The 13,147-nt window shown below is 42.2% G+C and carries 10 protein-coding genes; 7 read left to right on the forward strand and 3 right to left on the reverse strand.

Annotation, left to right across the window (positions count from 1 at the left end; genetic code table 11):
• Positions 1–94: 94 nt before the first annotated feature.
• Complete coding sequence (gene rsgA / locus NIE32_RS09825) at positions 95–1,150, reverse strand: ribosome small subunit-dependent GTPase A (protein WP_253076719.1); 1,056 nt, start codon at positions 1,148–1,150, stop codon at positions 95–97.
• 580 nt (positions 1,151–1,730) lie between these two features.
• Here rsgA and NIE32_RS09830 point away from each other — a divergent pair.
• The 4 genes from NIE32_RS09830 to NIE32_RS09845 all read left to right on the forward strand — a co-directional run bounded on the left by NIE32_RS09830 (position 1,731) and on the right by NIE32_RS09845 (position 6,876).
• Positions 1,731–2,762 (forward strand): YkvI family membrane protein, encoded by a 1,032-nt coding sequence (locus NIE32_RS09830; protein WP_253076720.1) that lies wholly within the window; start codon positions 1,731–1,733, stop codon positions 2,760–2,762.
• Positions 2,763–2,985: 223 nt separating this feature from the next.
• Positions 2,986–4,269 (forward strand): Nramp family divalent metal transporter, encoded by a 1,284-nt coding sequence (locus tag NIE32_RS09835; RefSeq protein WP_253076805.1) that lies wholly within the window; start codon positions 2,986–2,988, stop codon positions 4,267–4,269.
• Positions 4,270–4,479: 210 nt separating this feature from the next.
• The gene (locus tag NIE32_RS09840) at positions 4,480–5,487 is read left to right on the forward strand and encodes a tagatose 1,6-diphosphate aldolase (RefSeq protein ID WP_253076721.1); all 1,008 of its coding nucleotides are present in this window, start codon (positions 4,480–4,482) and stop codon (positions 5,485–5,487) included.
• Positions 5,488–5,964: 477 nt separating this feature from the next.
• The gene (locus tag NIE32_RS09845; RefSeq protein WP_253076722.1) at positions 5,965–6,876 is read left to right on the forward strand and encodes an LCP family glycopolymer transferase; all 912 of its coding nucleotides are present in this window, start codon (positions 5,965–5,967) and stop codon (positions 6,874–6,876) included.
• Between the two features lie 129 nt (positions 6,877–7,005).
• Here NIE32_RS09845 and NIE32_RS09850 read toward each other — a convergent pair whose 3' ends face one another.
• Positions 7,006–8,730 (reverse strand): HD-GYP domain-containing protein, encoded by a 1,725-nt coding sequence (locus NIE32_RS09850; protein ID WP_253076723.1) that lies wholly within the window; start codon positions 8,728–8,730, stop codon positions 7,006–7,008.
• Positions 8,731–9,127: 397 nt separating this feature from the next.
• On the opposite strand from NIE32_RS09850, the gene NIE32_RS09855 reads away from it, so the two are divergent.
• From NIE32_RS09855 to NIE32_RS09865, 3 genes are all read left to right on the forward strand, one after another.
• Complete coding sequence (locus NIE32_RS09855; protein ID WP_253076724.1) at positions 9,128–9,964, forward strand: flagellar motor protein; 837 nt, start codon at positions 9,128–9,130, stop codon at positions 9,962–9,964.
• On the forward strand, positions 9,961–10,746 hold the full coding sequence (locus tag NIE32_RS09860) for an OmpA/MotB family protein (RefSeq protein ID WP_253076725.1): 786 nt from the start codon (positions 9,961–9,963) through the stop codon (positions 10,744–10,746). Before NIE32_RS09855 ends, NIE32_RS09860 begins: the two co-directional genes overlap by 4 nt.
• Before the next feature lie 121 nt (positions 10,747–10,867).
• The gene (locus NIE32_RS09865; RefSeq protein WP_253076726.1) at positions 10,868–11,650 is read left to right on the forward strand and encodes a hypothetical protein; all 783 of its coding nucleotides are present in this window, start codon (positions 10,868–10,870) and stop codon (positions 11,648–11,650) included.
• Positions 11,651–11,819: 169 nt separating this feature from the next.
• On the opposite strand, the gene NIE32_RS09870 is transcribed toward NIE32_RS09865, so the two are convergent.
• Positions 11,820–12,971, reverse strand: coding sequence for a glycerate kinase (locus tag NIE32_RS09870; protein WP_253076727.1), 1,152 nt, complete (start codon positions 12,969–12,971; stop codon positions 11,820–11,822).
• Positions 12,972–13,147: the final 176 nt, after the last annotated feature.

Genomic DNA, 13,147 nt, shown 5'->3' on the forward strand with positions numbered 1-13,147 from the left:
GAGAGTACAAGTAAAGTGAAGATGTTCCATGAAACAAAACCCTTTCGATACGATCAATCGAAAGGGTTTTGTTATGTTCACGTTAAAAAAGTATTCAGTGCTTGCGTCGCATTGCCGTATGGATTTTTTTCCAGCGTGCTTTTTCTTTGAGCCGTTCTTGGACATCTGTTTTTCGCCTAATGAACGCGAGCTCACGTTGCAGTTTGAGATAACTGTTATAGCGCTCCTGTGTCAAATGGCCATCAGTCAAGGCATGCTGTACAGCGCAACCCGGTTCATTTTGATGAGTGCAATCATGAAATCGACAGTGTGCTGCCAATTGCTCAATATCGGAAAAACTGTGGTCAAGCGACTGATCTGAAGCGGTCCAAAGTTGCAATTCCCTCATGCCAGGAGTGTCGATAATTACACCACCGTCAGGAACGACAATCAACTCGCGATTGGTGGTTGTGTGTCGGCCACGATCATCATCTTCACGAACTGTATTCACTTTTTGGACAACTTTGTCGCAAAGCCAGTTGGTTAATGTCGATTTTCCGGCACCTGAAGACCCGAGGAAGACAGCCGTTTGGCCGGTACCTAAATAAGTCTTTAGTTGCTCTTTTCCGAAATCTTTGACTGCGCTAACCGGAAGAATTGGGACGCCAAAAGCAACGTCCTCAACTTCAGCCATTTTCACGTGAAGATCAGAGCATAGATCAGCTTTGCTAAGTACGATGACTGGATTTGCACCACTTTCCCATGCCATCGTTAAATAGCGTTCCAGTCTGCGACTATTAAAATCATGGTTGAGTGCCATAACGAGAAATACGGTATCCATGTTGGCGGCAACGATTTGCTCAACGGTTGTTACGCCTGCTGATTTTCTTGAAAATTTGCTGAACCGAGGGAGGATGCGGTGGATCGTCGCTCGGTTCTCATCGGGACGCGCACTGATGACAACCCAGTCACCAACCGCAGGAAAATCCTGGCGATCGATTGCTTGATGACGCATCTTCCCCGATATTTCAGCTAAGTATTGATCATGATCAGTAACCAGTTTGTACTGCCCTTTGTATTCTGAGCTGATCCGACCAACGGTTTGGTTCGGATCGAGATGAAGCGGTTCATTTTCTTGATGCTGATTCCAGCCATATTTTGTTAAGTTCAAATGGTCTTCCTCCAAATGTAATGAGATTGAGAATAAAAAGGTCTGTCTCAAAAGGGTGTCGAACTTAACCCTTGCTCGGGTTGCTCGCATCAGCTAGGACAGCCGCGGGCGATCCGGGAGCCCTTCTCGTAGAACTTTTAAAGACAGCGGGGGTCTCCTCTGGCTCTTTCTCCCGCAGGAGTCTCGCACCAGCGCACTTAATTCTCCATAGTCAACAGACTTTTGAGCCACAAAAAAAGACCATGCACACGGCATGGTCTTTCGATCACGAGATGAAAAGACGCCTTGTGTCAGGCCTCCGGTCCCTTATCTTCATTTCATTGGATTCAGATGCTTCGATGAAGAGGGGACCGGTGGCAATAAGCAATGAGATTGGTTAAATCGTTCTGCATGTGATTAGCCATAATACAAGTCCCCTTCCTCTAAAAATCATATTTACGCATTCATTATATACGGTCGTCAGTGCATTGTAAAGCATACACAAGTCATGGGGGGGACGGGCTTCGCATAGAATAATTTAGAATAACCAAATGATCATCATGCCTACGTAAAGGTGACTGTTGAGGAAGGATCGATCCCGATGAGAAAAAAACTGATTGGTATCTTACAAGTAGCAGCAACATTTATTGGAACGGTCATCGGTGCCGGTTTCGCTTCAGGACGGGAAATCCTTCAGTTTTTTACACAATATCAAGCATTCGGTACCATTGGTTCACTGCTAAGCGGTGCGCTTATCGCTTGGATCGGTACCAAAATGATGCTCTATGCAAGGCGGATCGATGCTTATTCGTTTAATGACTTAACATCAGCATTATTTGGTGATCGGATTGGCGCTTTGATCCAGTCCTTACTGTTTTTTATTATATTTGGAATTACAGGTGTTATGCTTGCCGGAAGCGGTGCTGTCTTTCAAGAACAATTGGGTTGGGAGCGCCAGATCGGTATCCTCGTGGCTGTTTTGATTAGCTTTATGTTTTTACTAAAAGGCGTCCGTGGCCTATTGTTTGTTAATTCTCTTGTTGTCCCACTGATGATCGGCTTCGTGCTGATGACCTTCTGGGCAAATCGAGCAGGAGTACCCTATTTTACAAAAAGTGGGCCGGTTAGTTGGTTTATTCCTGCCATAAATTATGCTGCGTTTAATCTGTCAACCGCGCTCGTTGTGCTTGTTCCATTGGCTAAGGAATTCAAGGACGAACAAGTGCTGAAATATGGTGGCTGGCTCGGCGGCGCAGGTTTGGGGCTGCTCTTGTTCCTTTCACATCTTATGATGGTGGGCAAGTCGGATCTCTTTTTCTATGAATTACCAATGGCGGAATTGGTACGTCCGCTTGGTGAAACGATGCGTCTTGCTTTTATCGCAGTCATATTTGGGGAAATTCTTACCACCTTTGTCGGCAATATCTTCGGTCTGTCCAGACAACTGCACAGTGTTGTTCCAAAGATACTTACCGTTCGCAAGTCTATGATTCTGTTAACCATCGGTGCGTTCATGATCGCCCAAATTGGCTATGGTGCTTTAGTTGCCACGCTTTACCCACTCTATGGCGCACTTTGTGCATTTATTTTTATCTATATGTGCTGGGTGCGTCTACCTCAAAAAAACGCATAGAGATTCAAGATTTTTTCCTCCTTTATTCATTATTCATGAAATAAATGTCGAATCTGAAACGGATAGAAAGAAAAAACAGTTGCATTCTAATAGAGATTATCGTAGGTTTATGTTAGGTATCGATGTTTCACTAAAGAAACATATATTCGTTGAGTGAAAAAGGAGGAGAGACATGTCCGATCTAGATCCGCAGGCGACCGGACTGAATCTATCAGAGGAAAAGATGATGAATAAAAGCACATCTTCAGTACGGAATGGTTCTGAACCGCAAACTAAGTCTTTTGATGAGGCAATTGGACAAAAAAAAGGATGGCGTCAGATGTTGCCATTCATCGGACCAGCGTTTATCGCAGCAGTTGCCTATATTGATCCCGGAAATTACGCGACAAATATACAGGCAGGCTCTCAATATGGCTATTTGCTTCTATGGGTAGTAGTGATCTCTAACTTAATGGCAATAGTGATCCAAACGTTATCTGCGAAAATCGGTATTGCGACGGAGCATAATTTGCCGGAAATCATACGGAATCAGTGGCCAAAAGGTGTATCTGTTTTTTATTGGATTCAAGGCGAAATCATGATTATGGCAACTGATCTTGCTGAATTTATTGGTGCAGCCCTCGGATTTCATCTTGTCTTTGGCATGCCAATGATTCCGGCAGCCATTTTGACAGCAATTTGTGCGCTGCTGATTCTTACTTTTCAGGTGCGTGGTTATCGATCACTGGAAATGGTGATTGCGATGATGGTATTTATCGTTGTTCTTGCGTTCAGCTTTGAAATTTTCTTCTCTTTACCACAATTTAAACCATTCGTTCATGGATTTGTCCCGCAATTTCAAGGTACGGAGAGTGTGCTGCTTGCAGCAGGAATTCTTGGCGCAACTGTGATGCCTCATGCCATCTATATGCATTCAGGTCTCACTTGCCGCAGGGTGATCGGAAGGAATGCAAGCGAAAAAAAGAAAATTTTTCGCTTTGAGTTGGTTGATATCTTGATCGCAATGATCATCGCCGGTGTGATTAATGCTATTATGCTTGCCGTAGCTGGTTCCACTTTCTTTGGAAAAGAAGTCATCGATGATCTATCCGTAGCATTTCACGGGTTCAGTACCTATCTTGCCCCTGCCGCCGGCATTCTGTTCGGCATTGGTCTACTTTCTGCCGGCCTGTCTAGTTCTTCAGTGGGTACATTGGCAGGAGACATCATGATGCAAGGCTTTATTCATAAACGGATTCCGGTCTTTATTCGCCGAATCTGCTCCATGCTCCCACCGCTTATTTTGATCATTTCAGGGGCAAATGCAACAAAAGCATTGGTCATGAGTCAAGTTGTACTGTCATTCGGGATTGCATTAGCAATCATTCCGCTGATCATCTTTACAAGCAAAAAAACGATTATGGGCCCACTTGTCAATCGCAAAGGGACAACTTTAACCGCATGGGGCATCGCAATGATTGTTATCTGCTTGAATGTCTTCCTTCTTTATCAAACATTTTTTGTTTAATTTAATGTTCGACTGAAAATATGGGCACAATCAAAATATTGTTCACAGGATTATTGAATTTGTGAAATTGACTTTATGGCAGAAAATGACGTAAAATGAAGCTTGTGAGATAAAAACGATTGTCCGCTTAATTGATAGCGTGACGGGTATTTTTCGTTTACTTATAGTAAGGGACATTAATTGTCCAATAATATCCTGGAGGTATAGATAATGGTTAAAATGTCTAAAGGCAAGTTCGAATTTCTTGAACAACTGTCTGACAAGAATGGTGTTATCGCTGCATTGGCAATCGACCAACGTGGTTCTTTGAAGAGAATGATCGGTGCTGCTAAGGGCTCTGACGCATCTATTCAAGAACTTTCAGATTTCAAAACGCTCGTATCAAGAGAACTGACTCCATACGCAAGCGCCATTCTGCTTGACCCTGAATATGGTATTCCTGCCGGCAAAGCACGCGCAGCATCTTGCGGTTTGCTGACTTCTTATGAAAAAACAGGTTATGATGCTACAGAACCTGGCCGTATTCCTGACCTTCTTCCAAACTGGTCAGTAAAACGCATTAAAGAAAACGGCGGTACTGCTGTTAAACTGCTCGTTTACTTTGATCCGGATGAACCAGATGAAATCAATGATGTGAAGAAAGCATTCGTAGAACGTATCGGTTCTGAATGTAAAGCAGAAGATATTCCGCTGTTCTTCGAAATCGTTACTTACGATGAAAAAATTACGGACAAAGAAGAATATGCTAAAGTTAAACCTCAAAAGGTTCTTGATTCTATCAAGATCTTCACACAGGAACGCTATGGCATTGACGTCCTCAAACTTGAAGTTCCAGTTGACATGAGCCGTGTAGAAGGCGTTGGCGAAAACGCTCCTGTTTACACAGCTGAAGAAGCTAAGAACTACTTCCTCGAAGTTGACAAACTGACAACAATTCCTTACATCTGGCTGAGTGCAGGTGTTTCCACTGAATTGTTCCAGAAGACACTTGTGTTTGCACATGATGCAGGCGCTAAATATAATGGCGTTCTTTGTGGCCGTGCAACATGGCGTGACGGCGTTGAAGCTTACGGCAAGGGCGGAGAAAAAGGCGCTGTTGAATGGCTTCAATCACAAGGTAGAAAGAACGTTGAAGAACTTAACGCAATTCTTGCTGAAAATGCAACTCCTTGGTATGAAAAATTCGGCGGCAAAGATAAGATCGAAGTCGTTGACTAATTTGCTAAGAGCAAATGAACAAATGGAAGGCGCAACAGATTTATTCTGTTGCGCCTTTTTCATTTTGAGAAAAGAACGTATAAGTCTATGCTTTTAAAGCAAGAGGTTATGAACAAGATGCGTAGGTGCGATATTCCTGCGGGACCGTTGACGAGAGCCAAGTGAAACCCCACAGATTACTGGTTGTTAGAGGAGGGTTACGGATCACCCTCGGCTGTCCTAGTTGATACGAGCAAGCGGAGCGTCAACAAAATTGGGCATTGCATAAGGACCAAGCATACCCGGTTTTCTTAGAACCTTTGAAATTATTTTTAGACGAACCCCTTATATATGATTAATGAAGCGAAAATTATTTTTCAGAAGTTGACTAGTGTTTCCATTAATTGGAAACTATTCACAACTTATGATGGACATGATATGATCTCTTAAGTAATGTCCATAAATTAATGATGACTATATAGGAAAAGGGAAGAGACTATGAAAAAAAAGATTTTACTGACGATCGGAAGCATCATTGTCGTCCTTGTTGCGGCAGGTACTGGCTACTTTTGGTGGATGTACCATTCGGTCGCTTCAACTGCTGGTAATATGTACGAGACTTCCGGTGGCAAAGGAAACCACGATGCCGTTTCTCAGAAGAAGCCAATCAGTTTGCTGTTACTTGGTGTGGATGAAAGAAAAGGAGATCGCGGACGTTCGGATACCATCATCGCGACGACTTTGAACCCGAAGACGAAAACGATGCAAATGATTTCGATTCCTCGTGATACACGAACAGAGATTATCGGTCATGGAACCGTCGACAAAATCAATGCAGCCTATGCGTTTGGCGGTACTCAGATGGCAGAAAATACCGTGAAAAATTTTGTTGGTGACATTCCATTTGATTTTTACGTTAAAATCAACATGGAAGGCATGCGTGATCTTGTTGACGCAGTCGGCGGTGTAACTGTAAATAATAAACTCGACTGGTATGATGAAGGCTATTATAAGAAGGGCTATCACTATGCACGCGGAGAGATCAATTTGGATACCGGTGCAAAAGCAATGGGCTATGTACGGATGCGCCACTTGGATCCGCAAGGAGATTTTGGACGTAACCAAAGACAACGTGACGTCATTATGGCAATCATCAATAAAATGGCGAACATATCCTCAGTTTCCCGCTACACACAAATTCTTAATGCGCTCGGGAGCAATGTGAAGACGAACCTGACCTTTGATGATATGAAAAATTTGGCATTTAATTATCGAGATGCTCGCAAACACACGATCAACTATGAAGTTAAGGGACAAGGCCAGAATATCAATGGCCTGTACTATCTTGTGGTCGGTGCTGCTGAGAAGCAAAGAGTGCATGACATGATCGAGCAACAATTAAACAATTAAGTATAATATAAGTGGATCAATTAAAACGGGCACCTGATGGCAATCAGGTGCCCGTTTGTTACAATAATCAAATGTATGACTTGTAAAAACTAAAGAAATCTTTATCTGATTCTTTTAAATAGAATCGAATTATACACGTACTTCGCCGGCAAAGAACTGTTTCATATTTTTAATCAATTCACTTAGATTTGTGCTGACAAATAACTTTTTTATCACTGATTTCTTCACAAGATCGGCTTGACATCCGTGAACAAAAACAGTCAAATTAGGAAAATCGCGGGCTAAATTTGTCAGTAAGTTGGAAACTGCGGAAGCAGATGTACGTTTTGAAAATGAAACGGCTAAGTAATTGGCTTTTTTCCGCAATAGAAGTTCTCGAACGACACTCAGCTCACCGGTTTCAGCCAAGAAGTTGGTTTTCCACCCACTAATGGTGAATAAGTCGTCTACCAACTTTGTTCGTGTCAAACCGTTGAAAGAATCAAGATTGGCGATGACAACTTCACCAAGATCAAAATGAGAAAGCTGGTGGGATAGGCTTAACATCTTCCAACTCAAGAGTCTTAAAATGGTCATTGTCGCAATCAGGTAATCGGCAGTGATGAAGCGTTCCATCGTCAGACCTTCTTGAATCTCATCCAATGAGCGTTCAAATAATTTGATAAAGACATCTTCGATACGCATGCCGTCTGAGAGTGCATCAAGACAATCAACAGCCTTTACACTATTTCCGTCAATTAGATAATTGATGTAGTCTGTCCAGGTTTGCCTTGCTTGCTTCACCATATCGCTGCTGTCCCAGCTCGTAATCGTCTCTACGGTCAGTGAAAGGTCACTAGGTAGTTGAATGACGTTGCTATTTGTTAATTTTACTCGAGGCAGAATGTCAGATCCTGCAGGATTGGTAAGAATAACCCCTTCTTCTCCTGTCGTTAATCGCACATGCGTAGCTGGCGGAAAGATATGAATAAAGTTAATGAATGAATAGCAAGTTTGTAAATCAAACAAATAATTGCGAACGCTGTCATTTAGAATAATTTGCATCGCTTTAGTCGCATACATTGGTTTCCGATAAGAACGATTTAAAGTCAGTGCAGAGTAGACATCGACAATCATCATGAGTTTAAGATGTTGATCATCCTTTTCTACATAGAGATGATCAGGATAACCACTACCATTCATCCGTTCATGATGTGCACGAACCACTCTACATGTTTCATTTGGAAAATGCATGTTTTTGAGAAGTTGGTATCCGTCCACAGTATGACGTGTGATCTTGCAGTATTCCCGCTGGCTGAGTTTTCCTTTTTTTAATAAGATATCCGTTGGTGTGTATAACTTGCCAATATCATGAAGCAAACAGCCAAGTATAAAATCATCATTTGTTTTCCAGTGGTTATGCCGAAAAAATAGGCTAGTCAATACAAATACATCAAGTGAATGAATATAGCAGACTGGATCCCATTGCTTTAGACTATCAAGAAGCAAGCGAACGGTTGCGTTCGAATAATAACGGAGATAGAGCGATTGCAGCCATTTATAGGAAGATTCTGAGTGAAGAATGCGCCCATAACGAAGTTCATTGGCGATTTGTGCCATTTCAGTCTGGAATCGGGAGGTTAATTCTTTTCGCTCGTGGGCAGTCATTCGCGAAACAGGCGTATATGTATTTTGAAAAGGGGCGACCGGTGCATCATAAATGGTAACAGAAGTAACCCCTATGTTTTTCAATGTTGTGACTAATTCAGCTGTGATCAGCATGCCGGATCGATAGAGCACAGAAGAATTAATATAGATGTCTTTTGCAAGAATGGTTCCGTCCTTCAAGTTTTCAACTGTTATAACTTTTGGCATTAGAGCCATTCACTCCCGTTCGATAGTTTCCAAGTAGAAATGGAAAGCATTCGTGCTCAGCATTTAATAACAAGATGGGATACGAAATCCCAAAACAAATAGGAATAAATGATCAACAGTACGTACAATAATCTGACATATTATTACAAGTTTCATTGTATCAAGTGTTTTCCAAAAACAAAAGTGAAATTTATCATTTAAATGATAGATTTTCTAACATTAACATTAAGTTAATGAAACATTTTCGAGAATTAAGAAATTGTAAATAGGAGAATAGACCTTACTTTATGAGGCGAATTGTGGGACAATTGATGGATTCTCGATATTCGCTTTATTTTTTCGTAAAAAAGCCGATAAAAAGAATAGAAAAGTACTAGAGCTGAAAGGGTTGACGTACATGGATGTTGCAACAGTCATCGGCTTGTTAGTCGGATTACTTTCCTTAGTGGTCGGATTCTTGTTGGAAGGCGGCGAACTTGTCGCTCTATTAAAGATTACTGCTTTTTTAATTGTGTTCGGGGGAACAATTGGCGCTGTTATTGTCAGTTTTCCGGGAAAGACATTGGCAAAGATTCCTTTTATTTTAAAATATGCCTTTGTTAAGCCAAAAGAACGTCCGATCGATACGATTGTCCACCTAATCGATCTCGCCAATATTTCACGACGAGAAGGGCTGCTTGCTTTGGAAGGTGAGCAGCAGAATTTTAAAGAGGATTCATTTATGTCCAATGGAATTCAAATGATTGTCGACGGCGTCGATTCGGATGTTATTGATGATATATTGAATCGTGATATCGAACTCTATGAGCAGAAAATTCTTTCGATTGGCCGGATTTTTGAATCTGCCGGTGGCTATGCTCCGACGATGGGCATCATCGGGACTGTCATGGGGCTGGTTCACGTTCTTGGTAGCTTGGAGAATACCGCGGCTCTTGGTCCGGCAATTGCCGTTGCCTTTATCGCTACTTTATATGGTGTCGGAAGTGCCAACGTCATCTATCTGCCCATCTATACAAAGATACGGAATAATCTTGCTAGCGATGTAATGATTCGTCAGTTGAAAACCGAAGGCATTTTGTCGATTCAATACGGTGAAAGCACGATGATTCTAAAGAAGAAGCTCTATGCTTTTTTAACGAATGAAGAATCGCAAAGAGTAGAGGAACGGCTTGCGAATAATCACGGCGGTGAAACAAACGCTGGTAATGTATACCAAGAAGTTGGCCAATCATGAGTAGACCACGTAAGAAACGCTATTCAAGACCGGAGGAATCAAGTCATAATTCTGAGAGATGGCTTGTTACATATTCCGACTTAATCACGCTTTTACTTGTTTTTTTTATCGTCATGTATTCGATGAGTTCAATTGAAAATCAGAAATTTAATGCCTTAGTGTCTTCGTTAAAATCCTCGTTTCAAGGGGATTCGATCCTTCAGGGGATGGGGTATCCAAGTACCGATAAAGGACAGACAAAACCGACAATACCTGTTGTGAAAAAATCAGATCCGGTAAGTAATCAAGAAAAAAAGAAAGATGCCAAGAAATTGGATGCATTGTATGTCCAGTTGGATAAATACATAAAAGAAAACCATCTTAACCCGGACGTTTCGCTTGTTGAAACAACAAGAGGGGTTCAGTTGACCTTTCGTGAAAAAATCCTTTTTGACATCGGTAAAGCAAACCTAAAAGGGAATGCAAAATCTATTCTTGGAAGAATCGGAACTATTTTGAACAGCGTTCCAAATGATGTAAGCGTTGAGGGACATACAGATAACACTCCATATCTTGACAAACATTCAAAAATTCATTCGAACTGGGAACTGTCGGGACTCAGAGCACAGAATGTCATGGATTACTTGATAAAAAAAGATGGTCTGTCACCAAAGCGCATGCACTTTGTTGGTTATGGCGAGTATCATCCGATTGTTAAGAATGATTCACCTGAAAATAAGGCGAAGAACCGGCGCGTGAATATTGTTGTATTGAGAGAGAACAAAACAGCCGATTCTAATTGAATTGTGGTTGAATGAGTAGATTCTGCATTGACGATGATTGCATCAGGTTCCTCAAACAGATATATTAAGTGAAAGAGAAAGAAAAATATTTCATGATGATATAAAGTTAAGGGTGAGCGGAGTGAAAAAATTCTGGCTGATTATGGTCATACTGCTTTGTCTGTTGAGTGTGATCGGAGGTAAACTGTACTGGAATCACCGGTTGAATCAGGTGAGAGCATCTTCAGCAATTCAATCGCAAGATGAACTGTCCGGCTTGAACGCCGAAAGCAGTGATTCTTCCGATTCTTTGGTGATGAAGAAGATAAAGAAGCTGCCTAGCGGTTTGCAGAAAGCTGCGATCAATGCCTATAAGAAAAACGGACAGGTCCAAATTAGCTTAATTGGTAGTGAGAATACTCAAGGACTGGCAATGCTATTGCAGCAGCAATTTGATAAAGTTTATGGGGCATCCTTCTTTAAAGTAACGGTTCAGGATTTATCGAAGAGTAATTCTTTAGCATTGAATCAAGCAAAAATACAGGATTTGATGAAGAACGTCAATGGACAGCCGGACGCCATCATCTTTACACCACTACTTTATAACGATGACCGTAATGTAAGCACCGAGGATACCGAAACCGTCACCTCACTACTCGAGGAGAAGGCCAAGATTAAATATCCGAAAGCTGCATTCTTTGTATCGTTACCAAATTATTCGTCGAACCAATCGTATATGAATCGTCGCATTGATCAATTGAAAACCTACATACAAAAGCAAAAGATTGATGAAATCAATTATCTATCGAAATGGCCGAAAGGTGCCAAACGCGTAGATGTGGTTGGTTCGGATGGACATACGATGAACAAATCCGGCCAAAAAATTTGGATTGACTATGTCAGCGACAAATGGGGTCTCAAATAATTCATTAGCACAATAAGAAACCGGCTAGCGAGAAGCTAGCCGGTTTTTTAAAGGATCGCCCGCGGAAAGGGAGCAACTTCACTGAAGCACATGTTTGGTTAGTAAAGTCGCAAAAGAGTGACAGCCAAGAACCGTGCTTAGCCTCGTTTTTTAACATGGGCTGAACCATTTACTTTTGATGCATGCCTAGATTCCACACACGCGCAATATTGGCTGCCGTTCTTACGATGTTCGGTTTAGCATCTTTCAAAGCATCTTCGAGAGAAACAGCACCGGGTACAACTGAAAAAAGTGCATCAATGCCATGGGACAACACGGCGTTACACCCCTCAGAGAGCGATCCGGCAAGAGCAATAACAGGAATGCCTTGTTGCTTCGCACAACTCGCGACGCCAATCGGTGTCTTTCCATAGATTGTTTGACCATCAATTTTTCCTTCTCCGGTAATCACCAGTGAAGCGCCAATGACTTTTTGTGCGAGTTTTGATTCTTTAATGACTAAATCAATGCCAGGGCTGAGTTTGCCCTGTAGAAAGAAGAGGGTTCCCGCACCCAAACCACCTGCAGCACCTGCTCCTGGAATTTGTTCAATATTCACACCAAATTGATCATGAACAACAGTCGCAAAGTTGTGCAGTGCATGATCCAATTGGCTGACTTCTTCTTCCGAAGCACCTTTTTGTGGCCCGTAGATAGCGGATGCTCCTTTTTGCCCGGTGAGTGGATTGGTTACATCGGTAGCCGCTTCAACATGTAATTCATGAAGGCGCGGATCGATTGCAGACAGATCAATGGAGTCAAGTTGAGCAAGCGCTGCGCCTCCAAAAGGTAATTCTTGCCCTTGTTTGTTCAGCAAACGTGCACCCAGTGCTTGGGCCATACCACAACCGCCATCATTTGTGGCACTGCCGCCGAGTCCAAGAATGAGGTGTCTCGCCCCATGATCCATTGCAGAACGAATTAATTCGCCGACACCATAAGTGGTTGTAATTAAGGGATTCCGTTCTGTCGGAGTGAGATGTTCTATTCCGGATGCGGCTGCCATTTCAATGACTGCGGTTGAACCGTTGTTGATCAGCCCGAAGAAAGCAGAGATGGGTTTGCCGAGCGGACCGGTAACTTTTTGAGTAATTAGTTCACCTTCTCCGGCATCAACAAGCGAACGAACAGTGCCTTCACCGCCGTCTGCCATCGGTACAAGTACATAGTCAGCATCTGGCCAAACGTGCTGCATGCCTTCCTTTATGGCTTGGGCAGCTTCAAGAGCAGTCAGACATTCTTTAAAAGAATCAGGTGCAATAACAATTTTAAACGTATTCATGAATGAACTCATCCTTTGAATGACATTCTTGTTCTTATTTTAACAGAATTCAGTGTCACATTAAGTCATGTCGTGCTATTTCCCAGGAAATGATTCATGAAGACACAGATCGAAAGTCAAAATTGATAATTTTTCCTTCTATAATAAAAGGATCCTGTATCATTGTCAGGATCCTT

This window comes from Sporolactobacillus kofuensis (genome assembly GCF_024125425.1).
Classification (GTDB): domain Bacteria; phylum Bacillota; class Bacilli; order Bacillales; family Sporolactobacillaceae; genus Sporolactobacillus; species Sporolactobacillus kofuensis.

What these genes read in the sequence shown, in the direction of transcription:
- NIE32_RS09835 (WP_253076805.1), top strand. Translation starts at nt 2,986, where the DNA reads ATGATGAATAAAAGCACATCTTCAGTACGGAATGGTTCTGAACCGCAA.
- NIE32_RS09840 (WP_253076721.1), top strand. Translation starts at nt 4,480, where the DNA reads ATGGTTAAAATGTCTAAAGGCAAGTTCGAATTTCTTGAACAACTGTCT.
- NIE32_RS09845 (WP_253076722.1), top strand. Translation starts at nt 5,965, where the DNA reads ATGAAAAAAAAGATTTTACTGACGATCGGAAGCATCATTGTCGTCCTT.
- NIE32_RS09830 (WP_253076720.1), top strand. Translation starts at nt 1,731, where the DNA reads ATGAGAAAAAAACTGATTGGTATCTTACAAGTAGCAGCAACATTTATT.
- NIE32_RS09855 (WP_253076724.1), top strand. Translation starts at nt 9,128, where the DNA reads ATGGATGTTGCAACAGTCATCGGCTTGTTAGTCGGATTACTTTCCTTA.
- NIE32_RS09850 (WP_253076723.1), bottom strand. Translation starts at nt 8,730, where the DNA reads ATGCCAAAAGTTATAACAGTTGAAAACTTGAAGGACGGAACCATTCTT.
- NIE32_RS09860 (WP_253076725.1), top strand. Translation starts at nt 9,961, where the DNA reads ATGAGTAGACCACGTAAGAAACGCTATTCAAGACCGGAGGAATCAAGT.
- NIE32_RS09870 (WP_253076727.1), bottom strand. Translation starts at nt 12,971, where the DNA reads ATGAATACGTTTAAAATTGTTATTGCACCTGATTCTTTTAAAGAATGT.